The organism is Dysgonomonas sp. GY75 (assembly GCF_015234155.1).
Classification (GTDB): domain Bacteria; phylum Bacteroidota; class Bacteroidia; order Bacteroidales; family Dysgonomonadaceae; genus Dysgonomonas; species Dysgonomonas gadei.
This window is the reverse complement of sequence record NZ_JADCLQ010000003.1, coordinates 209066-234659: the sequence shown is the minus strand read 5'-3', so window position 1 is coordinate 234659 and position 25594 is coordinate 209066. Positions and strand designations below refer to the sequence as shown.

The window sequence follows — 25594 nt, the reverse complement described above, 5'->3', positions numbered from 1 at the left end:
AAAATATAATTGAAATTTCGCACGACGTATTCGAAGTACATTAGAAGCCGCCTGATATAATTTATATCAGGCGGCTTTTACCATAAAAGTATCGATTTCAATCCTCTATTTCAACATTAAGCATACAATCATTAATAATAGGTATGGTTAATTTCAATTTTCATTATTTTTAGGGATTGTACAAGCTATACCTTACCCGTACATTTGTAATCGTAAAATTGGCACTATTATACTGAATTTTATGAAAAAACAATAATCCCGGATATTATTTAAAATATCTAATATAATTCTATAAACATATGTTAAAGTATATATTTATAGTGACTGCACTCTTTGCAGCCACCTTGAATACTATTGCGCAAAAAACGACAAAAGAAAAAGTTTCAGGAATAGTAAAAACTACTGATGGACAGCCGGCTGAGTGCATCTCAGTCTCTTTGAAAAATACAACTTATGGTTGTATAACAGATGAAAATGGTCGCTTCCAATTTGATGCTCCTGCCGGGGAATACACGCTGGTCGTATATTCTATTGCAGCTCACCGTAAAGAAACACCTGTTGTTATTAAAACTGGCGTTTCAAACTTCTTTCCAGACCTTACTATTATAGAAAATAAAAATCAGTTGGAAGAAGTGGTTGTAACCGGACAGTTTACCCCACAGTCGCTTCGCAATTCTCTTTACAAAGTAAGAGTAATTAATAATCAGGCCATCCAGCAAAAAGCAGCAACTGATATGCAATCGTTGTTGAATACTGAAATCGGGGTACGGATTACCAATGATATAGCTTTGGGAGAAAATAAATTTGAACTGATGGGAATGGGGGGCAATAATATAAAAATTCTCGTAGATGGAGTTCCTCTTGTAGATAGGGGTGCTACTAAGCAAAGCCTTAGCCAGATAGATATAAATACGATCGAACAGATAGAGATTATAGAAGGCCCTATGTCTGTCATATATGGTACCGATGCCTTGGCTGGAGTGGTAAATGTGATAACTAAAAAGGCAAGAGTAGTACCCGAAAAGAATACCTATTCCGTATCAGCACGCGTGCAGGAAGAGACAATAGGAGATGAGTATGAAGCATTTTCGGGAGAAGGTATCCACAACGAAAGCCTGAATCTGAACTGGGGATCAAAAACAGGCATCTACCTCGATGGTGCATACTCGCGTAACGTCACAGGAGGATGGAGAGGCGACGAAGTGGCACGAGCCAGAACATGGGCACCCAAGGATCAGTTCTACTACGACGGAACTGCCGGATATAAGAAAAAAAACTTGAATGTATGGTATCGCCTTAGTTATCTCGATGAGACGACATTTAAACCGGAAAATCCCAAAACAGAAACTTCAAACGAAATTGTAGACGTAGATTACCTTGTTGATAGATATACCCACAACATGCAAGCTGATTGGAAAATAAGCAATAGGCTGGGTGTCAACGTCGTTTCTTCCTATCAGGATTATAAACGTCGTACACGTACAATTGTTTCTGATTTGGAAAGCGGTGAGAGATGGTTATCGACAGATGAATCGGCTCAGGATGTATCAAAGTTCCAGGGGGCGTTTATGCGTGCCACAGCTACATGGAAAGCAACATCAGCTATAGATTTACAGCCGGGAGTCGAATATAATTGGGACAAAGGCTCGGGAGGGCGTATATTGGGAAAACCAGATATTTCTACCTTTGCCGCTTTTCTGTCAGCTGAATGGCGTGCCACAGAATGGTTCAGCATTCGTCCCGGAGTGCGTTCCATTATAGTTGCCGATTACGATGCTCCGGTGGCCATTCCGTCGGTAAGTACAAAGTTTTCGCTAAATCCGGATATGGATCTGCGCCTGTCGTATGCATACGGCTTCAGAGCGCCTACATTACAGGAGTTGTACTTCTCTTTTCACAATGCCAATCACGACATAGAGGGCAATCCGGATCTGAAAGCCGAATACTCCAACAATTTCACAGGCTCTTATACATGGCGTATATTTCACAACGAAAATATAAGGCTTACTTCTACACTATCAGCTTTCTATAACGATTTCCAAGACCGTATAGAGACAGCTTATGAATCGGAGAATTCGACCAAAACCACATATAAAAATATATCTAAGTATAAAACAACCGGCGGAACGTTAGAGAATGCACTGATATGGAAAAACCTACAGGCAAATATCGGCTTCTCTCTGGTTGGGCGCTACAACAATCTGCAAGACAACGAAGATGTAGCAGCCGAAAATAAAGATATGCCCGATTTTCGTTTCTCTCCCGAACTGAGTGCGAGTATCACTTATCATATAACAAAGAGTAAAACTAACCTTAATCTGTTTTACAAATTTACAGGTAGCCGAGACGAATATCAGTACGATAGCACGACCAAAGAATTGTATCTCGGAGGCGTAGGAAGTTTCAATTGGGCTGATTTTACAATTAGCCAGCGCGCAGGTAAATATCTGAATATAAATGCCGGAATTAAAAATATATTTGATATAACAACCGTAAGAAATACAACCGGAGGTAGTGGACACGACGTCAGTGGCCCTTCCACACTGAAGGGATGTGGACGTTCCTATTTTATCGGTTTAAGTTTCCTTTTTAACAAATAATTAATCAATAAATAGACAAAATGAAAAAATTACTGTATTTATTTCTTTTTACGGCCTTGATAGGCTTCAACTCATGTAGTGATAGTGAAGACGATGTGAAATTGCCAGATATTACTGTCAATTTTACATCTGCTGAATTGGGACTCGATGAAGATAACGAATCTATAGATATTACTATAAACCTGAGCCGTAAGGCCGAATCAGCAATTGATGTCACTCTGGGAGTTACAGCTACTGGAGCAGTCTATGGTACACAGTTTACAACTGGTCCTGCCGTTACAAATAACCAACTTGTAGTGAATATCCCTGCAGGAAGTACATCAGCTTCATTTAAAGTATCCAAAGTTAGCGAAGCTTTATTTGATGGTACGGAAACCTTGACTTTTACCATATCCTCGATATCCATAAATAATGGAATTGTTATTGGCGATAAAAAAGAAGCCACCCTTAAATTCGGTGCAATAGTATCGGAAGGTCAAAAGCTGATTCTTGAAGGAAAAGTAGGTGATGTAGCTTACGCTAATTCTGTGTATGTAGATTTGAGTAGTAATACACAGACTCCTGTGGACCGTAAGAGCTGGAATTTAGGCTTCTACGGTGGCAGTGATTTTAAAGTTGTATTGAATGGAGCCTATGCGACTACGGCTACAGCTTCGACTAAGACGGATATTACGGCCGTAACTCTTGCCGATGCAGAAGCTGCAAAAGATATAGCTGCAAGTCCTATGACTGTAGAAGGGTTATCTACAGAAGTAATAGACAGTTTTGACGGCGATCTTTCAAAAACCGTATTTGCTACAATATCTGCTACAGATAGTGAAAACAAGGTTTATTTTGTTGCATCGGAAGGAAATAAATCGAGCCGAGATCAATGGTATAAAGTGAAAGTCAGCCGTAATGGAGAAGGTTATAAAGTACAATATGCCAAAGTTAGTGAAACCACAATCAAGACTGTCGAAATAGCTAAAGATGCCGCCTATAATTTCACATTCTTGTCTCTGGAGACAGGAACAACGGTTAATGTAGAACCGGAAGCTAAGAAATGGGATATCGTATGGGGGTATAATATCGGTTCTACGATGGGCATGCCTTACTTTATGCAGGATTTAGTGCTTATTAATAATGTTGCCGGAACGGAAGCTATACAAGTAATGGTTTCGGATATTGCATATGAAGATTTCAATGAGTCTAAAATTGCAAGTCTCACATTCTCGAAAGTTCGTAACGTAATTGGTAGCAATTGGCGCGTAACATCTAATATGGGTGGATCTACAGCTCCTCTTGGCATACAGTTTGACCGCTACTATGTGATAAAAGATGCTAACGGATTCTATTATAAACTGCGCTTCCTGACAATGGGCTTGGCTAATGATAAGGGGGACAGAGGACGTCCGCAGATAGAATATGCATTAATTAAATAAAAATATATTCAGATAGAATAAATACAAGTATGGCAGACCGATTTATCGGTTTGCCAACTTGCGTTAAAATATCTGACTAATAAATTAAGTAACTGTTACGAAGTATGTCTAAGTCAAAACTTATAATTATAATATGCGCTGTATTGCTAATTATTGCCGGATGGATAGTTTGGGGTAAGCTTGTTTCCACCACCAAGATCGGTCTTGTCAATTTTCAGCAGTTTCAGGTCACCAGCCTTATAAAATCAAACACAGATGATTTTATAAGTTTTGAAGAGGTATCTCTTGATGATCTCGACAAACTGAAAAAGTATGATTTCGTCCTGGGATTCGGTATGGGAATGAATATTTCGGCAGAGCAACGTGCCGAAATACAAAATGCAGCCGATAATGGAGTTCCTATTTATATATACGCTGCTACCAATCCCGACAATAATATATGCAATCTCGATAGTATACAGAAAGAGAGCGTTTCTTCATATATCAGCAATGGAAATAGAAAGAATTATCAGAATCTGGCAAGGTATATCCGTCAGCATATCGATAAAAAGTCATTCTTTGTTACTCCAGCCGATTCGGTAGTCGAAAGTGCATCCGATGTGCTTTATCATTTAGATGAGAATGTATCGTTCAATACGGTGGGTGAATATGAAAAATATATCAAAGAACATAACTTCTATAAAGAAGGCGGGGCTAAGATTGCCATAGTAGGCGGACTTAACGATCCTTTTAGTGGAAACAGGGCAAATATAGACAGCATGATCGTTTCGTTCCAAAATGCAGGGATGAACGTTTACCCTGTTTCTTCAGCCATGAAGCGTATCGATTTTCTGAAACAAATACAACCCGATGCGGTAGTATATTATGCACATGGCCGTTTGGCTATGGGGCAGGCAGATGCTGCTGTGGAGTGGCTCAAAGAAAGGAATATACCTATATTCTCACCTCTTACTATCTTGCAAACGAAAGAAGATTGGATGAAAGACCCGATGGGAATGTTTGGCGGATTCATGTCTCAGAGCGTAGTCATGCCCGAATTGGACGGAGCCATCTATCCGTATGTTGTCAATGCTCAGGAAGTTGATAAAGACGGCTTATATCTATTCAAGGCTATACCCGACAGGTTGAAGAATCTGACACAGATTGTCAATAATTTCATCAACCTGAAGAGAAAAAGTAATACAGATAAGAAAGTTGCTATCTATTACTTCAAAGGAGCAGGACAGGAAACGTTGACAGCTCAGGGATTGGAAACAGTTCCATCACTCTACAACTTGCTGAAGCGACTAAAGGCTGAAGGCTATAAAGTAGACAATCTGCCTGCAACGGAGCCGGAGTTCGAAAAGCTGCTCATGGCTCAGGGTGCAATCCTAAGCACCTATGCCGAAGGGGCATTCGACAATTATCTGAAAAACGGAAAACCGGCATTGGTCGAAAAATCGGAATATGAATCTTGGATACATCAATCGCTTTCGGACGAACTCTATGCCGATGTCGTAAATACATACGGAGAAGCTCCCGGAGCATATATGAGTGTTCACAAGGATAACAAATATTATCTGGCAGTTGCCCGTATCCAACTCGGAAATATAGCACTCCTGCCTCAGCCTATGGCTGCACTGGGGGGTGATGCCTTTGCCATTGTCCACGGAGCTAAATCAGCACCTCCGCACACATACATCGGAGCATATCTGTGGTCGCAGTATGCGTTCAAAGCCGATGCTATGCTGCATTTCGGCACACATGGCAGTTTGGAATTTACACCTCAAAAGCAAGTAGCGTTGAGCAGCAACGACTGGCCTGACCGTCTGGTAGGGACTATCCCGCACTTCTACTATTATACCATTGGCAATATCGGAGAAAGTATGATGGCCAAACGCCGTTCGTATGCTACCACGCTATCGTACCTGACACCGCCGTTTATGGAGAGCAATACCCGTTCGCAGTTCAAATCTTTACAGGATAAAATCCGAGATTATTACAAGATCGATGAGGCTCATCAGTCAAAAGCTTCGCTAGCCGTGAAGAAAATTGCCGTGCAGATGGGATTACACCGCGAATTGCGATTAGACAGTGTTCTTACCTCTCCCTACACTACGGCAGATATAGAACGCATCGAAAATTTCTCGGAAGAGATTGCCAACGAGAAGATGACAGGCCAATTGTACACCACAGGAATACCTTACGATGCTGAAAAGATAAAATCGTCTGTATTGGCTATGAGTGCCGACCCTATTGCATACAGTTTGGCAGCACTCGACAAACAGCGAGGTAAAGTAACCGAACAGCAATTGAAAAATAAAGTTGTATTCACTCAGCGTTATTTAGAACCTGCCAAAATATTGGTAAATCAGGTATTGAATGGCAAAACAGTAGACAGCACATTCGTTTGCCAAGTGGCGGGTATTCAGACAAAAGATCTCAGCGAAGCAAAAAAAATGCTGACACCGCCACGGCGCGGTATGATGGCAATGGCAGCATCTTCTGGTGCAAATGCAAAACCTGCTGCCAAATCGGGTGGGGGGCATCCTTCGTGGATACCCAAAATAGGAGAAAGACCAGAGGAAACGAAAAACAAAAAAGAGGAAACTCCTAAACCCGCAGAAAAGCCTAAGAAGCCCGAATATACAAAAGAGCAAAAGGACCGTGCCCGTGCTATTACAGAAGTAGAACGCACGATCAATAATATTGTCAACTATAAGAATGCATTGGTACAGAGTCCCGAATTGGAACTAAAATCTATCCTAAATGCACTATCGGGTGGCTATATCGCTCCATCATCGGGTGGCGATGCAGTGGCAAATCCGAATGCTGTGCCTACAGGGCGCAATCTGTATTCTATAAATGCAGAGGCTACACCATCGGAAGTGGCTTGGGACAAAGGAATCGCCCTTGTAAATGCAACACTGGATCAGTATAAGACACAGCATGGAGAATATCCGAAGAAAGTGAGCTATACATTCTGGAGCAGTGAGTTTATCGAAAGCGAAGGAACTACTATTGCGCAGGCTCTTTACATGCTCGGTATAGAGCCGGTGCGTGATGCTTTTGGCAGGGTATCGGACATTCAATTGATTTCGTCCGAGACTTTGGGACGTCCTCGTATCGATGTTGTAGTGCAGACATCGGGTCAGTTCCGCGATCTGGCTGCATCCCGCCTGTCTCTGATTACGCGTGCTGTGGAAATGGCAGCTTCGGCCAAGGATGATAAGAATGGCAACTATGTATCTACCAGTACAACCGAGATCGAGCGTCAGCTTGTAGAGCAGGGCATACCGCCAAAGAATGCGCGTGAAATGTCTACCCAGCGTGTGTTTGGAGGTATCAACGGTATGTATGGTACAGGCATTCAGGGCATGGTTACCAGTGGCGACAAATGGGAGAGCGAGAAAGAAATAGCCGATACCTACATCAATAATATGGGTGCAGTGTACGGAAGCGATAAAGAGTGGGGCGAATACAAAGCGGGACTTCTTCGTGCAGTGCTTCACAATACGGATGTTGTAGTACAGCCTCGTCAAAGCAATACATGGGGAGCATTGAGCCTTGACCATGTATATGAATTTATGGGAGGGATGAATCTGGCTGTTCGTGAAGTAACGGGCAAAGACCCGGATGCTTACTTTGCCGATTATCGCAACCGCAACAATGCCAAGATGCAAGAACTGAAAGAAGCTATCGGCGTAGAGTCTCGCTCTACGGTTTTCAATCCGGCTTACATCAAGGAAGTAATGAAAGGTAAGGCATCGAGTGCCGCACAAATAACTGAAGTAGTGACCAATACCTATGCATGGAATGTAATGAAGCCCGACGTTATCGACAACGAGATGTGGGACGAACTGTATGATGTATATGTAAAGGATTCTCACAATCTGGGTGTTCAGGGTTTCTTCAAACAAGAAAATCCGGCTGCTATGCAGGAGATTACCGCCGTAATGTTGGAAACCGCCCGTAAGGGTATGTGGAAAGCATCGGAACAGCAACTGGCAGATGTGGCCAAACTACATACCGACTTGGTAAATGAATTCGGCGCAACAGGATCAGGCTTTTCGGGTTCGAATGCGAAGTTACAGGATTTCATCGCACAGAAATCTACCCCTGAGAATGCGGCAGGCTATAAGCAACAGCTTCAGAAGATGAAGACCGCAGATGCGTCATCCGACATTAACAAGAGTGGAACTGTGCTGAAAAAAGACTCGATGAGCCAGTCTGACAATGGCGAAGAAAACTCATTGAACGGTATCATTGTTGTTGCAGTCGTTCTGCTTGCATTCCTTGCACTATTGTTCGTACTGCGCAAAAAACGTAAGAGTAATAACTAAATATAGAGGTCGGAGACGTTGTCTGTACGATTTCTCCGACCTATTATTTTATGGAATTAATTATACAGATATTAATGCTTTTTATTGTTATAAATTGCATTGTAAAACTAAGTTTCTGGAAGCCTTGGCAGGCAGCTATATTCGGTCTGATTTGTGCTGTTTTCGTCCTGTGGACGTGTCAGTATGCCACCATGCAGTCGAAGACCCAATTGGCTGACTACCTCAAAAACATAAAGGTGATGCAGGATGCTGCCGTACTCATTACCATTGAGTCGGCTATTTGCTTTGCTTTCTGCTTTGCCGCCTTACGGGATATGTTCGGGAAGAAGGTGAAACGGTGGATACAACCTCTCTATTGGTATCCTAGTTTACTTATATTCCCCGTACTATTCTATCTCCTCACTCAACTGATATTCAGTTTTCCGGGAACGGATTTCGATGCCATATCCTACATCTTGGCTGCGGCCGCTCTCCTTATTTTACCCGCATTGAGCTATCTGGTCAGGTATATTTATCATGAAAAGGAACTAAGACTGGAGGTGTATTTCCTTGTCAGCCTTTTTGTCTGCATTATAGGTCTGATAACTACCGTGAATGGCAATGTGACTTATGCCGCAGTAGAAGAACAACTGAATATTAAGGCCTTATTGCTGTCTTTGGGATTGTTTAGTACAGCCTTTGTGCTGGGCTTTTTCTGGAATAAGGTAAAATGGATTATCCGACAAAAGAAAGAATCAAAGAACAAATTATCACAACCAACTAAATAAGAATTATTAATGGAAGTAATTTCAAAAGTATTATTCTGGGTAGCCAATAGTTTACTTATACCCGACATTATTATCCTGTTATTTCTTTTTGCACGTTCACTACTGCTAATTGGTAGTTTCTACAATCAGTTTATGGTAAAAAGGAAAAATGATAAAGAACTGAACGATAAGATTAAAAATCTAAGCATAACAAACATAGATACGCTGAAAAGCTCTTTGCCCGAAAAAGACAACTCTTTGTTTGTCAGATATCTTCGCGATTTGCTTACCACTCCCGCCAGCGATGCCTATTCAGATTATCTGATCTCTAACTTTGAGAATGAAGCGGAGAAAGATGCATCTCTATCGAAACTTCTTGCCAAGATGGGGCCCGTACTTGGTCTTATCGGTACGTTGATAGCCATGAGTCCGGCTTTGGTAGGGTTGTCTACGGGAGATATATCGGGTATGGCTTACAATATGCAGGTCGTATTTGCGACTACGGTTGTGGGGCTTGTGGTGAGCGCAGTAGGTCTGGTTACGCTTCAGTTCAAGCAACGCTGGTATGCCAAGGATGTGAATAATCTCGATTATGTGTCGAGGATATTAACCGAAAAAGAAGAGCAGGTATGAGACGGAGGCAAAGAAGAATCAGCAAGTTTTCGAAAGAAGAGGACACCGATCCGCTAAGTGTGATAGTTAATCTTTTCGATGTGGCAATGGTTTTTGCTGTGGCTCTGATGGTGGCCATGGTGATGCATATGAATATGACAGAGGTTTTTACACAAGAGGACTATACGATTGTGAAAAATCCGGGTAAAGATAACATGGAGATCATTACCAAAGAGGAGAATAAGATAAACAAATATACCCCTTCTCAGGATCAGTCTTCTCCGCAGCAAAAAGGTAAGAAGGTGGGTATAGCCTACGAATTGGAGAATGGGGAAATAATCTATGTGCCCGAATGATATAGATAAAGAGTACGCTCTTCATTAAATACTATTAATCGACAAGGAACTACAGGCTGTATAGCTTGTAGTTCTTTTTTTACCAATCAAATACCAATTGACAGGCTGCTATAGAGTAGCCTGCTTTGTTTTATAAAGCAGGCTAAGAGTGATTTTATAATGGCAATCCTCTGCTAAATTGCGAAATACTTTGATATACTTAATACTACAGTTCGTATACAAAAAGCCTTCTTTCGTCTACTATTCAGATTCCAGTCTGCATCAAACCCTACTTTCGTATCAGAATCAAAAACAAAACCATTATGAATAAGAAAGAAACAATAATGAAAGTATCAGAGGTGTCCGGAGTTAACTTAACCAATTGCAAAAAGGTATTGGATGCTTTTGAGATGATCTTCAGCAATGAACTATCTCAGTCAGGCGGGGCAATGAGTGCTTTTGACAAGATATACAAGGTGATGAGTTTCATCAAAAATAAAAAAGATAACTAATAATAACTATATAAAACTAACAGCTATGCATCTCAAATTAAAATCAATTATTACTATACTTATTTGTTTATTGTATCCGGTTGGCTTCTCAGCCCAGACTAATGGATTGCGAACTCAGACAATACGTGGTATTGTAACAGACAGGGCATCGGGTGCCCCTCTGTCTTATGTTTCCATCGGACTTCTTGACAAACCTGAAATTGGCGTTACAGCAGATGAAGATGGTAAGTTTGTCCTGAATAATGTACCTGTGGGCAGGCATACGGTACAAGCTACATTTGTAGGGTATGAGCCGAGTGTTTATCGTGAAATATTGATTACTTCGGCAAAGGAGGTTTATCTGGAGATACAAATGAAAGAGAATATAAAGGAACTGGATGAAGTTATGATTTATTCCCGCACCAATAAAACACTACCGCTTAACGAAATGGCGACTACAGGAGCCCGGATGCTTAGCGTAGAAGAAGCAAGCCGTTATGCCGGAGGAATGGATGATCCTGCTCGTCTGGTGGGGGCTTTTGCCGGAGTGTCGCCTAGTGTATCGAATAATGGTATATCCATTCATGGGAATGCCCCGCATCTTTTGCAATGGCGTTTGGAAGATGTCGAGATCCCTAATCCAAATCATTTCGCAGATATTTCCACATTAGGAGGAGGTATATTATCCTCCTTGAGCAGTAATGTATTGGGTAACTCGGATTTCTTCACTGGTGCTTTTCCTTCCGAATATAGTAATGCCGTGTCGGGAGTATTTGATATGAAATTGAGAAACGGAAATAACCAGAAATATGAAAATACATTCCAGCTCGGGATATTGGGGATCGATTTTGCTTCTGAAGGTCCATTAAGTAAGAAGCACAATGCATCATATATTTTCAATTATCGCTATTCAACAACATCTCTTTTGAATTTAGGTGGAGATTTGGATTATCAGGATTTGAACTTTAAAGTAAATCTTCCAACAAAAAAAGTAGGTATATTTTCCGTCTGGGGAACAGGCTTGGTAGATAAAATCGTAACTGATTTTGAGGAAGATCCTAATAAATGGGAAAAAAATGATGATGCAAAAAAATCTACAGCGAAACAAAATATGGTGTCTGTCGGTATAAGCCACCGTTATTTCTTTGACAATAATACTCGGTGGAAAACAACTATAGCGGCCACTTACTTTAACCATGATGCATGGGAGGATATTTTCGATACAGGAATGAATCATACTCCATATATGAAAATGGAAAGAAGCAATACTAACCTTGTTTTCACGACATCATTTAACCGCAAGTTTAATAAAAAATTTACTAATAAAACTGGATTTACATTCACCAAAATGTACTATGATATGAGTATGGACTTATCCCCTTTCATAGACCGCCCTATGGAGAATATTACAAAAGGAGAGGGCAATACCGAACTTATATCCGGATACAATAGCTCATCGCTGGCATTAAATGATAAGATTTCACTAAATTTTGGAGTGGATGCTCAGATACTCACTTTAAACAATAGCTGGACTATAGAGCCTCGTATGGGAATGAAATGGCAGACAGACTCAAAATCGTCTTTCGCTTTAGCCTATGGATTACATAGCCGTATGGAGAAGATGGATGTCTATTTTGCGAAAACAAATAAGACAGGCGATAAATTGGTAAATAAAAATCTGGATTTTACAAAATCCCACCATATCATGTTTACCTATAATTATAAAATATCTAATGATATGAACCTAAGAATAGAGCCTTATTTTCAACACCTGTATAATGTCCCGGTTATGGCCGACAGTTCATATTCTGTACTGAACAGAAATGAGTTTTATGTGAAGAATGCATTGGTAAATAAAGGTAAGGGGCGTAATGTCGGTGTAGATATTACATTGGAAAAGTACCTTACGAACGGGTTATACTACATGATCACAGGTTCGGCCTTTAATTCTAAATATTGCGGTGGAGACGGAGTTTGGCATAATACGAAGTTTAACAGAGGTTTTATACTAAATACACTGATCGGTAAAGAATGGATGCTGGGAAGCAATAAACAAAACATACTAAGTGCTAATCTCAAATTTACACTTCAAGGTGGAGACCGTTATTCTCCTATTGATGAAGAAGCTACAATGAATCATCCGGATAGGGAAGTGCAATATGATGAAAATAAGGCCTTTTCTAAGCAATATTCTCCTATGTTTATTGCTAATGCGACAATCAGTTATAAGATAAACAAGAAAAAAGTATCGCACGAATTTGCCATAAAAACGATAAATCTGACCGGAGCAAAAGAATACTACGGATATGAATATAATTACAAGACAGATGTAATAGAGAAAAAAAGTGGTTCTACATCAATACCGAATGTAAGTTATAAAATAAATTTTTAACTTCTACTTTTAATAATATGAGTGCCTGATTTTTTTTAACTTAGCAGTATGAACGATCTTTTTTTTAATATGATGTTATATATAAATAGAAACAATTCTTCAGTTTTGTACAGATTTCTCATCGATCCTGTGTTTCGAATATGGAGGCACCTTATACTGATATTGAGTATCTCGATTATATCAATCAACCAGGCATTTAGTGTATTCGATTACGGTATTGTTAAAAGCAGATCAGGTATATTTTTTCTTTGTATCATTTACATGATATCTTATTGTACAGTGGGATACTTCAATCTATTTGTTTTAATTCCGAAATATTTTTTAAAGAAAAAATATATTTTGTTCTTGGCCTTTATGTTATTATCAATGACATTGTTGTTGTTGGTTCAGTATAGTTTTGAATATCTCGCTTTATTATTCTTACAAACGGCTCCGGCACCGACCTCAATCTTCAACCCTGAGAATACTATGTTAATAGATATATCGTCTGCATTTATAACTATTACATTGTGTATTGCGGGTGCGTCTGTCAGCGTGTTAATTAAGCATTGGGTGATAGATAATCAACGTATTTCCCGTCTCGAAAAAGAACATATACAGTCAGAATTGGAACAACTGAAAGATCAGATAACACCTGATTTTTTATTTAAAATACTCAATCGTACAAGTGTTTTAGTAAAATCCGAACCGAAGAAAGCTAATGAAATGCTGATGAAATTGAGTATGATACTCCGTTATCAATTATACGACTGTGGCAGAGATAAGGTTTTATTGAATTCGGAAATAAATTTTATTCAGAATTATTTGAATTTACGACACTTGTTTTGTGATGACTTCATGTTCGAAGTTGTAATAGAAGGAAATGTTAACAGGACATTCCTTCCCCCACTTTTATTTATACCTTTTGTTCAAAATAGTATTAGTCATATATCAAAAGGGGAAGGGGGAAATTATCTATTGAAGGTTCGTTTTGAAGCAATTAGTAATACCATCAACTTTTGGTGTAACAGTACTAATGAAGTATCAGTAAATAGTCCTGATTTGTTAAATATCAAACGACGTCTCAATCTCTTATTCCCCGACAAATATTCTTTAAATATTGTCAACTCCGGAAATGAAAGTAACATGATAAAATTAGAATTGAACTTAGAATAAATGAATAAATTAAAAATAGCGGATGACATAATTCCTGCGCTTCTGGTAGATTCTCGTTTCAGAATTTGCAGGCATATATTACTATTCATTATCATATCGGTAATTACACTCAACTTTATTTGGTATATACCTGAAAAATATACAGTTAATTTCAGTATGCTTTATGGCTGGATAATCTACATGCTGGTATTTGTCGGCGCGATATATGCTAACTTATATATTTTTGTTCCTTATTTGCTCTTGAAAAACAGGCTCCTGTTATATCTGCTTTCGCTGATATTTATGGTATTCCTTACTTTATTTTGCATATTATTTGTACAGCAATATTTTTTCAAAATAAATAACATGGTGGAAACGGAAAAACAAGTGCTTTCCATTGATATACTTAACATTTCATCAGCAATAGTAGCTTTCAGTCTGTTATTTATGGGGACGACAGCATTTTTTCTCCTGAAAAATTGGATAACTTATAACCAACATATAGATGAACTGGAATCTGCAACACTCAATTCTGAACTGAAAATACTCAAGAGTCAAATCAATCCGCATTTTTTGTTTAATATGCTCAATAATGCCAATATTATGGTGGATGAAGATCCCGATACGGCATCGGAAATACTGACCAAACTGGAAGATATGTTACGTTACCAGATAGATGACAGTTCGAAAGATAAAGTATCTCTGAGTGCCGATATACAATTTCTTACACGATTTCTGGATTTGGAAAAGACACGCCGCGATTACTTTGGTTATACAATATCGGAAGAAGGGAATATAGGTGCAATAGAAGTTCCCCCATTGTTATTCATCCCGTTTGTGGAAAATGCAGTGAAGCATAATTCGGATAGCGACAACGCTTCCTACGTGCATTTACACTTCAATGTAGATCATGGCTGTTTATATTTCATTTGTGAAAATTCAAAACCGAAGAAACCGGAGGAAAGGGCAGTCGGAGGATTGGGACTGATAAATATTCGCCGTCGCCTCGACCTTTTGTATGGTAAAAATTATGCATTGGAAATAAACATTACAGACTCAACATATACTGTAAACCTTCAACTGAATTTATTATAAATACTAAAATTACACGGAATATGAAATGTATTATAGTCGATGATGAGCCGATAGCTCGCAAAGGAATCAAAAATCTGGTAGATCAGGTTCCGCAACTGGAACTCCTGGATAGTTTCAATAGTGCTGAGGCTGCCTCTCTATTTTTGTTGAACAATCCGGTTGACCTGATTTTTCTTGATATACATATGTCCGGAATTACCGGAATAGAGTTTGCGAAAAATGTAAATAAAAATACATTGATTATTTTCACAACAGCCTATTCGGAATATGCATTGGATAGTTATGAGGTGGAAGCCATCGATTACCTGGTGAAACCAATCGAAGGTGAAAGGTTCAGGAAAGCAGTTGATAAGGCTATCGCATATCACACACTGTTAGTTTCGGAAGAAAAGAAGAGTGTGGAAAATGTAGAGGATGAATATATATTTGTGAAATCGGACAGGAAGTATTTTAAGGTAAATCTATCGGATATTCTTTTTATAGAAGGATTGAAGGACTATGTAATTATCCAGCTTGACGGACAACGTATAATAACGAAACTTAACCTGAAGACTATGCATGACCTATTGCCTAAAACAATATTTCTGAGAGTGAACAGATCGTATATTGTAAATATCAATAAAATTGATTCTTTTGATAATAACGATGTTTTCATTAAAACATATGAAATTGCAATTGGGAATACTTACAGAGAATCTTTTTTTAACGATTTTATATCAAAAAAGAGTAAGTGAAATTCCGTCAGAAGAATATTCAATGTAATAACTATTAATTAGTATAATATTTAGATCGGAGTTAACTTGTTGTTAAATAGATGTTAGTACTGAAATTTACTCATAATAAATACTCATACTATTTAGGTATTAAATGCACTATAAATACCTATTTGTGGTGATTGTGAGGAGAGAGGCTGTATATTACTTTTACGCGTTCGAAAATGAAAGATAAATTCTTTCAGAAATGATATTCGCACATAAATTAAAACAGACTCTAACAACAACAATGAGTAATAAACTATCCGGAGCTAACTTTTTATGCTCCTTGCTTTTATTGTTTTTTATAAGCAATACATTAAATATATCGGCCCAACAATCAAAAAGTGGAACTATCACCGGACGTGTAACAGATTCACAGAAAAAAGCTGTTTATTCGATAGCTATATCGGTAGAAGGAACCACAATTGGTGAATATACAGATGAAAAAGGAGATTTCAAGCTGGTCAATGTTCCATCAGGAAATCGAATTATTGTAGTATCGGGAGTGGGGACAAAGACGATCAGAGTAAATGTATTGGTTGAGCCGGGTAAAACTACCCGTGTCCCTGATATTGAAATAGACAATTCCGTAGAATTACATGAAGTAGCTGTAGAAGGGAAAACCGAAGCCCGCCAGAAGCAGGAGCAGGCCTATGCTATAACTGTGGTCGACCTTAAAAAGTCATACAATACTGTAGCCCCTCTGAGTAAGATGCTGAGCAATATCTCAAGTGTCCGTATCCGGGAAGACGGAGGAGTAGGGTCTAACTACAACTTCAGTCTCAATGGCTTTTCAGGAAATCAGGTGAAATTCTTTCTGGATGGGATTCCGATGGATAACTTCGGCTCTTCGTTCAATCTGAGTAATATCTCTGTGAATATGGCAGAACGTATCGAAGTTTATAAAGGTGTCCTGCCTGTAAGCCTAGGCGCCGATGCCTTGGGCGGAGCGGTGAATATTATCAGTCGCAAAGATGCCAACTATCTGGACGCATCATACTCTATCGGGTCATTCAATACGCACCGGATATCCCTGAATGGAGCATATACTGACCTGAAAACAGGCTATACCGTCCGCGCCAATACATTCTTCAATTACTCGGATAACGACTATAAGGTATTCGCTCCTATTAAGGATTTGAATAACGGAAAAACAATCGAAGAACGATGGGTGAAACGTTTCCATGACGATTATCAGTCGATGGGGATAAAATTTGAAACAGGGATAACCAATAAATCATATGCTGATTATTTATTAGCCGGAGTAATACTTTCCAAGAACGATAAAGATGTACAAACCGGTGCTGTGATAGATGCTGTATACGGTGGCGTAAAATCCAAAAGTGAGTCGATGATACCGTCTATCCGCTACAAAAAGGATGATCTGTTTGTTGAAGGCTTATCCGCTTCATTCTATGGAGCATACAGTATGGTCAACTCATTCAGCACAGATACTCTGGCGCGTAACTATAATTGGCTGGGCGAATGGGAGCCTTCCGATACAAAGGGCGAACGGGGAACTAATTCCTATACCGATTCCAAAATAAGGAATAGGGAGTGGGTCGCCAATGCCAATATCAGCTATATGATAGATAATCATCAGTCTGTTACACTCAATCATGTGTTTTCATCTTTAAACCGGAAAATTCATGATAAGGTCGATCCTGACAATGAATCGAACAAGATACCTCAAAAGTTGACGAAGAATATAACAGGTCTGGGCTGGCAGGTAAAATATGACAGATGGAATGCCAATGTCTTCACTAAATTATACACTACAAGCAGTTCTACCTATAAGATAATAAACCAGTATAAAGAAGATGAAAGGCTTGATAAGGTAGATGATGATAAAACAAATGTTGGATACGGTGCTGCATTTACTTATTTTATTTTACCCAAATTACAGGCTAAACTTTCTTATGAAAAGGCCTACCGCTTGCCGGAAAGCACCGAAATGTTCGGTGACGGACTTAATCAGTTGCGTAATCCCGATCTGAAACCGGAGAGTAGTAATAATGCGAATCTTGGTTTTATATTCGAACAGAATTTAAAAGAACATACTATCTTCCTCGAAGGTAACTTTATATACAGGGATACGAAAGACTTTATATTAAAGGACCTGACAGAAGCCTCGGCTGTTACCGGTTATAAAAATATGGGGAAAGTTCTTACCAAAGGTGTAGAGGGCGGAATAAAGTATCAATGGAAAAACCGCCTTCATGCGGGAGCTAATCTGACTTATCAGGACATAAAGGATAATCAGAAGTATGAAGAGAATACAGGCACTTATGTAGGAAACGGAAAATCCGAGAATCTCAATTATAAGCGTCGCCTGCCTAATATCCCGTACTTTTTCGGTCATGGAGATATAGGCGTGCAGTTTCAGAATATAGGGCTAAAAGATTCAGAATTGTCTTTAGACTATTCGATCAATTATATGTGGAAGTATTATCTGTCTTTTCCCGGTCTTGGGGCAAAGTCGACCAAAGATGTAATTCCCGAACAGACTTCGCATGATATCTCCCTGGGCTACACGATGCAGAACGGGCGTTATAGCGTTATGCTGGAATGTACGAATTTCACGGATGAAAAATTATATGATAACTACAGATTACAGAAGCCGGGTAGGGCATTTAATCTGAAATTCCGTTATTTCCTGAAATAAACTAAACTATACAATCAGATCTACTTAATGAAAACGAGCATGAAATATATAAATAAAATTACAGCATATATAATTATAGGATGCATCGTCTTATTTGCTTCGGCATGCGACGGTGATGAATTTGGAACTGAAGAAATACCTTTTGCGCCTTATGTCCTCAGTTTGGGTATTACATCCGGTGGTACAACTGCCTATTATCTCGTTACAGCGGAAGACCTGATGTCGGGGAATATCAATGCCGTAGGGAAAGGGATAGAGCAAAGCGGATTCCATGATTATGAGCAAGGCAATCAAACTATTTTTTGTATAGGCGGTCTTGGAGTTACTAATACTACCGGAGTAGTAAGGGGAGGGGATGGTTACTTATTTGAAAAAGGTGAATTCACCTTCAATCAGTCCCTTAGTGCTTTTACACAGATTGACAATAATAGTATGATGGGAGTAGAGATTCCCGGTAATGCCGAGGAGGGAAGCAATATAACATTTTATAATGTTGATATTAACAGTGTTGCTATTTCCAGTCGTAAGACTGCTTCGATAGCGCCTATTTCCCAATTCGAATGGCCGAGTATTACAGGCTTGTGTATGAGCGGTAATAAGATTTACATGACTTACTTCCATATGAATCCGAAGACGTATGAAACCAAATATACCGATACTACTTATGTCGCTGTATATTCTTACCCCGAAATGACATTGGATAAAGTAATGAAGGATACGCGTACGGGGCCGGCCGGATCGTGGTATGCGCATAACGGTATATTCAAGGTAGAATCGGGTGATATGTACATCATGTCTAATTCTGCCATTGCCAACGGATATTCACAGAGCACGAAGAAAGCCGGATTCTTGCGTATACCGGAAGGTACGACAGAATTCGATGATTATTTCTTTGATTTCGAGACTAAGTCGGGAGGCTTGAAACCTGCTCATGTAAAGTATATTGGTGACGGTCTGGTATTCGCCGAGGTTAGTACCATTAATCCCCAGACAGCAAATGACAGATGGGGAGATAAATCACTGGCATGCTATATAATAGATCTGAACAACCAGTCATTTAAAAAAATACCGGAGATTCCTGTACATGACGGGGATGGAGGACGCCGCTTTTCTGTCTTGGTTGACGGTGGATACGTTTATTTCCCCGTAAAGGTGAAGGATGAAGGCGTCTATATTTATCGTATCGATCCTAAAGTGGCAACAGCGGAGCGGGGAGCTAAAGTTTCTACTAATTTTGTCGGTGGCTTTTTCAAACTTAATTGAAATATTGTTTGATCTTTCTGATCCGATGAACCTGAGATATCGGTGAATAAATCAGGTTTATGTTGTTAAATCGATTATTAGTCTTACCTTTGTGGCGCAAAACAATTTGTGTCGGTTCTATCCTGTGATTATTTCCCCCACGATTTTGCACATTAATAAATTAAAGATGACTGCTAAGAGAGCAGACTGAATATTAGATGACATTTCAAGAATTAAATATCATAGAGCCGATATTAAGGGCTCTGCAAGAAAAAGGATATACAAATCCTACACCTATACAAGAAGATGCAATCCCCGTAGTTCTCAAAAATCAAGATATGCTTGGCCTGGCGCAGACCGGAACAGGTAAAACGGCAGCATTCTCAATTCCGATTATACAACATTTATATCAGAATAAAATAAGCGGAAGGAAAAGAGAAATAAGGGCGTTGATTATCACCCCCACCCGTGAACTTGCAATTCAGATTAACGATTGCATCAGGGAATATACCCTGTACACAGGATTACGCCATTGTGTGATATTCGGAGGTGTGAAGCAAAAGGCCCAGACAGATGAGCTGCATAAAGGCATCGACATCCTCGTTGCTACGCCCGGACGGTTACTGGACTTAATGAATCAGGGCTTTGTAAGCCTGAATGCTATAACTCACTTTGTACTCGATGAAGCAGACCGGATGCTGGATATGGGCTTTATACATGATATAAAGCGTTTATTGCCCAAACTGCCAAAGGATAAGCAGACTCTGTTCTTCTCGGCTACAATGCCTCCGGCTATAGCTGCACTTTCACGTTCTATATTAAGGAATCCTGTCAGGGTGGAAGTCGCTCCCGTTTCGTCCGTGGTGGATGTGATCGAGCAAAGTGTTTACTTTGTAGAAAAACAGGATAAGAAAGATTTGCTTATCAACTTACTGAAAAAAGATAAGAAACAATCGGTTCTGGTATTTTCCCGTACAAAGCATGGAGCCGATAAGATAGCACGTCTGCTATGTAAAGCGGGAATTGGTAGTGAAGCCATTCATGGGAACAAATCGCAGAATGCCCGTCAAAGAGCATTAGCTAATTTCAAATCGCATAAGACCCGCGTACTTATTGCTACTGATATTGCTGCCCGCGGAATAGATGTCAATCAGTTGGAACTGGTTATCAATTATGATTTGCCTGATGTCCCTGAAACCTATGTGCACCGTATAGGACGTACAGGAAGGGCGGGTCATAGTGGTACGGCTCTTACATTCTGTGCTGAGGATGAACGTCCGATGCTTAAAGATATTCAAAAGCTGACAGGTAAAGTATTGCCTATAGCTATTTAAAATGTATTTCCGGACAGGAGTCCGTAGATAAAACTAAAGATCAGGACTGGCTACTTAGATGTAACCGGTCTTTTTTTCTCCATTAGTTTATTCAGGAATGATACGGTTTGTTCCTGTGTCGGCAGGTTGTATAATGCTGCATTGGAACTCTGGCCAACTTTAATTGTTATCGCATCTTGTGGTAATGCCAGAAACATTTCTTCATCGGTGGTATCATCTCCTATAGCCATTATGAAGTCGTAGCTTCCTTTTTCTATCAATCTCTTGGCTTCTGAACCTTTGCTGATATCGCCGGATTTTACTTCTACTATCTTATTGCCTTTCATTATCTGCAAATTGTGACGGGCACAAGGGTTTAATAACGCATTGATAAGTTGCGTAACACGCAGGTCTGCAAGCCAGATGTCTACATTGCGGTAGTGCCACACCAGTGCCGTATCTTTTACTTCCATTTTCGAACGCGGAGTTCTTTTTACAGTTTGTTTGATTATGTTTGGTATCTCCTCATCCCATTCTACTTTCTGGGCGGTTTGATACCATATCCCTTCTTCCCGGTAAAAGGCGCCATGTTCGGCTGCCAGTCCTATTGGCAGATGCCCAAGCCATTTATCGAGAGTTTGCTTGTCGCGTCCGCTACTTATGACTAGATGATTTCCCGCATAGGTGCTTAACTCTTCCAGTATTTTGAGCAGGTCGGGTGTCGGATATGCTTGCATCGGCTCTTTTCTGAATGGCGACAACGTTCCGTCATAGTCGAGTATAATCAGCCTGTTTTGAGCTTTATCATATGCTTGTTTAATAATATCAAAGTTCGTTTTTTCAACTATCTTTTGTTGCAGTGCATCATTTTTAGATTTTATGTCGGTCAGTTCTTCTATGAAATCCTTAGCCCATTGATTGACTGTTTGGGTAGATATGATTTCCTGCATAGATGCTATCGTTTCTAACTGTTCATTAACAGGCATCTCCAACGCCTGTGCTATTGCATTCTCTATCTCTTTGGTATCTGTAGGGTTCACTATAATGGCATCAGATAATTCTATAGAAGCGCCTGCCATTTCACTCAGAATAAGAACGCCCGGCTCATTTCTTTTGGTCGCCAGATATTCTTTGGCAACAAGATTCATACCGTCCCGTAGCGGGGTTACCAGAGCTATATCTGCTATATGGTAAAGGGCAGCCAGTTCCTCGAAATTGAATGCCCGGTAAAAATAATAAACAGGAGTCCAGTCGATCGTTGAATGTTTTCCATTGATTGCTCCCACTTTCATATCTATATCCTTCTTTAGTTCGGCATAAATATCCACATTGTCGCGGGAAGGGGCTACAATCATTACCAATGAAACTTTACCTGCATATTCAGGATGATTGTCCAGAAACTCTTCAAAGCTTTTGAGCCGGATCATAATTCCCTTACTGTAGTCTAATCTGTCTACAGATAAGATTAGCTTACCTGTGCCGAAGCTGGCTCTCAGCTCTTCTGCATTTTTGTTTATATCGGGATCTAATAAAGCATTGTGAAATATATCATAGTTGATGCCCATAGGGAAGGCATCTACATCGACTACACGCCTGTCCATTTGTATTTCATCCAGGTTACAATCCAGTTTCAATACCCTGTAAATAGCACTTATGAAGTGGCGCATATAGCTGTGAGTATGAAACGCCACTAAATCTGCGCCCAGTAGTCCGTTCAGTATTTCAGCTCTTTCGGGCAAACCACGAAACAGTTCGTAAGAAGGGAAAGGAATATGATGGAAATACCCGATGCTGATATCGGATACTTTATCCCGTATCATTTTGGGCAATAACATCAACTGATAATCCTGTATCCATACAATATCTCCCGGTTCTATAATATTCAGAGCCGCTTCACAAAATAAATTATTTACCTCTTTATAAGTCTCCCAGTATTTGTTTTCATAATGCATATAGTTGGAGAAATAATGGCAGAGCGGCCAAAGTACACTATTGCTGTATCCCTCGTAGTAGTTTTCTATTTGCTCCGGGGATAAATACACCGGATGGAAGTTTTGCCCTTCGAGCTGGTTATCTATAATTTCTTTTTCTTTACAATCCTCGAGGTACATTCCCGGCCAGCCGATCCAGTGTTTTTCCATCTTCATTTCCAAAGAATCGAGGCCTGTAGACAATCCTCCCGGACTGGATATTACTTTATATATGTTATTTTTTTCAACTATTTTGAGTGGTAACCTGTTAGATATAATAATAAGTTTCATCTTTTTGATTTTTAATAATTAAAAGTTGACGGAGTATCCGGAGATATTCCTGACAATGCATTTCTTCCGGGACAAGGGAAGAAATAAATGATAGCAAAAATGTGAATTAATACTAATTAGAACAGAAAAATAACGTATTTGGTTCAAACAAAGGCTATATTGTAACATAAAGAACGGCATAAAGACTGAACAAAAAAAATAAAACATGAATAATCTGAATTACGGAGTTATAGGGAATTGTAAATCGGCGGCATTAGTATCTGAAAATGGAAGCATAGATTGGTTCTGTGTACCTAATTTTGATTCACCATCGGTATTTTCTAAAATTCTGGATGAAAAATCGGGAGGAAGTTTAGCTTTCATAGTATCAGAAGATTATAAATGTTCTCAGCAATATCTGAGAGGGACTAATATTCTTTGTACAAGATTCGTCTCGGAAGAAGGAAGTTTCGAAGTACTTGATTTTATGCCCAGATATAGGACTATGCAAATGGATTACTTTTTTCCTGCTGAGGTTTACCGTTATATCCGCTTAATTGGAGGCAAGCCGCGTTTCCGAGTCAAATATGAACCTGTAATGAATTATGCAAAAGAAACAGCCGTTCATCGTAAATTTGAGGATTGCATAAAAACATCTTCATGCGAGAATGTAAAGGATAATATGTATCTGTATTCGAGTATTGATTTTGATACGATACTTAATGAAGAAGAAATGATACTCGAAAAAGAGGAGTTTCTGATGTTATCATACAGTCAAAAACTTGTCTCCATAGATATCGACCGGGTTTATCTCGAATACCAGCGGACCAAAGTCTACTGGCTCAACTGGAATAGCCGGTCCCGTAAATTTGTTCAGTACAATGATGTTATATCCCGTAGTTTATTGATATTGAAATTGATGTCTACTCAGGATTCAGGGGCGGTAATCGCCGCTCTGACGACCAGTATGCCCGAAACGATTGGTGAGGTGCGCAACTGGGACTATCGCTTTTGTTGGATAAGGGATGCTTCCATGTCGATAGAAACCTTGCTGAAAATGGGACATCAGGCTTCCGCAAAGCGATTTATGGGATTCATAAAAAGAATATTGAAATCCAAATCTGATTCTTTCCAGATTATGTACGCGATAGATGGCAACCGCATTCTCCGGGAAGAAATACTGGAGCATTTGTCAGGATATGAGAATTCTCAGCCTGTAAGGATAGGAAATGCGGCTTATAATCAGCGGCAAAACGATTCGTTAGGATATCTTATGGATGTTATCTACAACTATTATATCCATTTTCCGGGTACTTTGGACGAAATTGAGGAGATGTGGGAAGTCGTGAAAACTATCGTTAAAACGGTAACTGTAGAATGGCGGAATACCGACCAGAGTATCTGGGAATTCCGGAATACGGAAAAGCATTTCGTGTTTTCGAAAGTAATGTGCTGGGTAGCACTGGATAGGGCTGTTAGTATTGCCACTTTCCTGAATATGCCTGAGTATGAGATGGAATGGAAAGAGCAGGCTGAGCTTATAAAAAACGATGTTTTAACAAATGGATGGAATGAAGATATACAGAGTTTTACGCAGGCTTACGATAATTGTGATGTAGATTCTTCTCTTTTGCTAATGGAACAGTACGGATTTATTGAACCGGATAATGAGAAATTTATCAAAACCGTGAAGAAAATAAAAGAAGAGCTTTTTCACAACGGGTTGATGTACCGTTATAAGAATAAGGATGATTTTGGTTTACCGTCTTCTTCTTTCACTATTTGTACATTCTGGCTGATACGTGCATTGTATGTTACAGGAGAGAAAGATGAAGCGTTGAAGATATTCAATGAATTACTTACATATTCAAATCACTTGGGTTTATTCAGTGAAGATTTGGATTTTGATACGAAGAGGCAGTTGGGTAATTTTCCACAGGCTTATTCGCATCTGGCATTAATAAACACGGCATTGTTGTTCTCAGATGAGCGTCCATTCTCTAAATTTGTCAGGGCGTGATTTATAATAATTGTATAAGAGATAATTTCGTACGCGATAAGATCAGGTCAATGTTCTTGCTGTTATTATATACGCTATTTTCTTTGTTATATATGTTATTGCCACATTTATCCCTTTAATTTAATTTTTCGTTTTTGGTATCACTATAATTTGGTATTAAATGGTATATATATAATTATATATGGTGATTGTATGGAATGTGTCATTATCG

Annotated in this window: 16 protein-coding genes; 15 read left to right on the top strand and 1 reads right to left on the bottom strand. The window is 39.3% G+C overall.

Going from position 1 to position 25594, the window contains the following annotated elements:
• Positions 1–299 precede the first annotated feature (299 nt).
• The 14 genes from IR083_RS02120 (at position 300) to IR083_RS02055 (ending at position 21144) form a co-directional block, all read left to right on the top strand.
• Positions 300–2600 carry a TonB-dependent receptor gene (locus tag IR083_RS02120; RefSeq protein ID WP_006797872.1) on the top strand — a complete coding sequence of 767 codons (2301 nt, stop codon included), beginning with the start codon at positions 300–302 and terminating at the stop codon, positions 2598–2600.
• 20 nt (positions 2601–2620) lie between these two features.
• Positions 2621–4021, top strand: coding sequence for an HmuY family protein (locus IR083_RS02115; RefSeq protein ID WP_006797873.1), 1401 nt, complete (start codon positions 2621–2623; stop codon positions 4019–4021).
• Positions 4022–4125: 104 nt separating this feature from the next.
• A complete protein-coding gene (locus IR083_RS02110; protein ID WP_194223071.1) occupies positions 4126–8343 on the top strand; it encodes a cobaltochelatase subunit CobN in 4218 nt (1405 codons plus the stop codon).
• A gap of 50 nt (positions 8344–8393) precedes the next feature.
• Positions 8394–9110 (top strand): hypothetical protein, encoded by a 717-nt coding sequence (locus tag IR083_RS02105; protein WP_044215328.1) that lies wholly within the window; start codon positions 8394–8396, stop codon positions 9108–9110.
• Positions 9111–9119: 9 nt separating this feature from the next.
• Complete coding sequence (locus IR083_RS02100; RefSeq protein ID WP_006797876.1) at positions 9120–9722, top strand: MotA/TolQ/ExbB proton channel family protein; 603 nt, start codon at positions 9120–9122, stop codon at positions 9720–9722.
• Positions 9719–10057, top strand: a complete 339-nt coding sequence (locus IR083_RS02095; RefSeq protein ID WP_194223070.1) for a DUF2149 domain-containing protein — start codon at positions 9719–9721, stop codon at positions 10055–10057. The genes IR083_RS02100 and IR083_RS02095 overlap by 4 nt, the downstream gene beginning before the upstream one ends.
• 302 nt (positions 10058–10359) lie before the next feature.
• A complete protein-coding gene (locus tag IR083_RS02090) occupies positions 10360–10548 on the top strand; it encodes a hypothetical protein (protein WP_006797878.1) in 189 nt (62 codons plus the stop codon).
• 25 nt (positions 10549–10573) lie between these two features.
• The gene (locus IR083_RS02085) at positions 10574–12919 is read left to right on the top strand and encodes a TonB-dependent receptor (protein ID WP_194223069.1); all 2346 of its coding nucleotides are present in this window, start codon (positions 10574–10576) and stop codon (positions 12917–12919) included.
• Between the two features lie 468 nt (positions 12920–13387).
• Positions 13388–14074 (top strand): sensor histidine kinase, encoded by a 687-nt coding sequence (locus IR083_RS02080; protein WP_194223068.1) that lies wholly within the window; start codon positions 13388–13390, stop codon positions 14072–14074.
• On the top strand, positions 14075–15148 hold the full coding sequence (locus IR083_RS02075; RefSeq protein ID WP_006797881.1) for a sensor histidine kinase: 1074 nt from the start codon (positions 14075–14077) through the stop codon (positions 15146–15148).
• Positions 15149–15168: 20 nt separating this feature from the next.
• Complete coding sequence (locus tag IR083_RS02070; protein ID WP_194223067.1) at positions 15169–15882, top strand: LytR/AlgR family response regulator transcription factor; 714 nt, start codon at positions 15169–15171, stop codon at positions 15880–15882.
• Between the two features lie 268 nt (positions 15883–16150).
• Positions 16151–18568 carry a TonB-dependent receptor domain-containing protein gene (locus tag IR083_RS02065; RefSeq protein WP_194223066.1) on the top strand — a complete coding sequence of 806 codons (2418 nt, stop codon included), beginning with the start codon at positions 16151–16153 and terminating at the stop codon, positions 18566–18568.
• Positions 18569–18607: 39 nt separating this feature from the next.
• Positions 18608–19831 (top strand): DUF4374 domain-containing protein, encoded by a 1224-nt coding sequence (locus IR083_RS02060; protein ID WP_194223065.1) that lies wholly within the window; start codon positions 18608–18610, stop codon positions 19829–19831.
• Positions 19832–20028: 197 nt separating this feature from the next.
• Entirely contained in the window at positions 20029–21144 is a 1116-nt protein-coding gene (locus IR083_RS02055) for a DEAD/DEAH box helicase (protein WP_194223064.1), read from the top strand.
• A gap of 50 nt (positions 21145–21194) precedes the next feature.
• On the opposite strand, the gene IR083_RS02050 is transcribed toward IR083_RS02055, so the two are convergent.
• Positions 21195–23384, bottom strand: coding sequence for a bifunctional alpha,alpha-trehalose-phosphate synthase (UDP-forming)/trehalose-phosphatase (locus IR083_RS02050; protein ID WP_194223063.1), 2190 nt, complete (start codon positions 23382–23384; stop codon positions 21195–21197).
• Positions 23385–23589: 205 nt separating this feature from the next.
• On the opposite strand from IR083_RS02050, the gene IR083_RS02045 reads away from it, so the two are divergent.
• Positions 23590–25383: a glycoside hydrolase family 15 protein gene (locus tag IR083_RS02045; RefSeq protein WP_194223062.1), complete on the top strand. Its 1794-nt coding sequence runs from the start codon at positions 23590–23592 to the stop codon at positions 25381–25383.
• The last annotated feature ends 211 nt before the right edge of the window (positions 25384–25594 follow it).

Coding starts and splice junctions, on each gene's coding strand:
- IR083_RS02120 (WP_006797872.1), top strand. CDS start 300: ATGTTAAAGTATATATTTATAGTGACTGCACTCTTTGCAGCCACCTTG.
- IR083_RS02115 (WP_006797873.1), top strand. CDS start 2,621: ATGAAAAAATTACTGTATTTATTTCTTTTTACGGCCTTGATAGGCTTC.
- IR083_RS02110 (WP_194223071.1), top strand. CDS start 4,126: ATGTCTAAGTCAAAACTTATAATTATAATATGCGCTGTATTGCTAATT.
- IR083_RS02105 (WP_044215328.1), top strand. CDS start 8,394: ATGGAATTAATTATACAGATATTAATGCTTTTTATTGTTATAAATTGC.
- IR083_RS02100 (WP_006797876.1), top strand. CDS start 9,120: ATGGAAGTAATTTCAAAAGTATTATTCTGGGTAGCCAATAGTTTACTT.
- IR083_RS02095 (WP_194223070.1), top strand. CDS start 9,719: ATGAGACGGAGGCAAAGAAGAATCAGCAAGTTTTCGAAAGAAGAGGAC.
- IR083_RS02090 (WP_006797878.1), top strand. CDS start 10,360: ATGAATAAGAAAGAAACAATAATGAAAGTATCAGAGGTGTCCGGAGTT.
- IR083_RS02085 (WP_194223069.1), top strand. CDS start 10,574: ATGCATCTCAAATTAAAATCAATTATTACTATACTTATTTGTTTATTG.
- IR083_RS02080 (WP_194223068.1), top strand. CDS start 13,388: ATGTTAATAGATATATCGTCTGCATTTATAACTATTACATTGTGTATT.
- IR083_RS02075 (WP_006797881.1), top strand. CDS start 14,075: ATGAATAAATTAAAAATAGCGGATGACATAATTCCTGCGCTTCTGGTA.
- IR083_RS02070 (WP_194223067.1), top strand. CDS start 15,169: ATGAAATGTATTATAGTCGATGATGAGCCGATAGCTCGCAAAGGAATC.
- IR083_RS02065 (WP_194223066.1), top strand. CDS start 16,151: ATGAGTAATAAACTATCCGGAGCTAACTTTTTATGCTCCTTGCTTTTA.
- IR083_RS02060 (WP_194223065.1), top strand. CDS start 18,608: ATGAAATATATAAATAAAATTACAGCATATATAATTATAGGATGCATC.
- IR083_RS02055 (WP_194223064.1), top strand. CDS start 20,029: ATGACATTTCAAGAATTAAATATCATAGAGCCGATATTAAGGGCTCTG.
- IR083_RS02050 (WP_194223063.1), bottom strand. CDS start 23,384: ATGAAACTTATTATTATATCTAACAGGTTACCACTCAAAATAGTTGAA.
- IR083_RS02045 (WP_194223062.1), top strand. CDS start 23,590: ATGAATAATCTGAATTACGGAGTTATAGGGAATTGTAAATCGGCGGCA.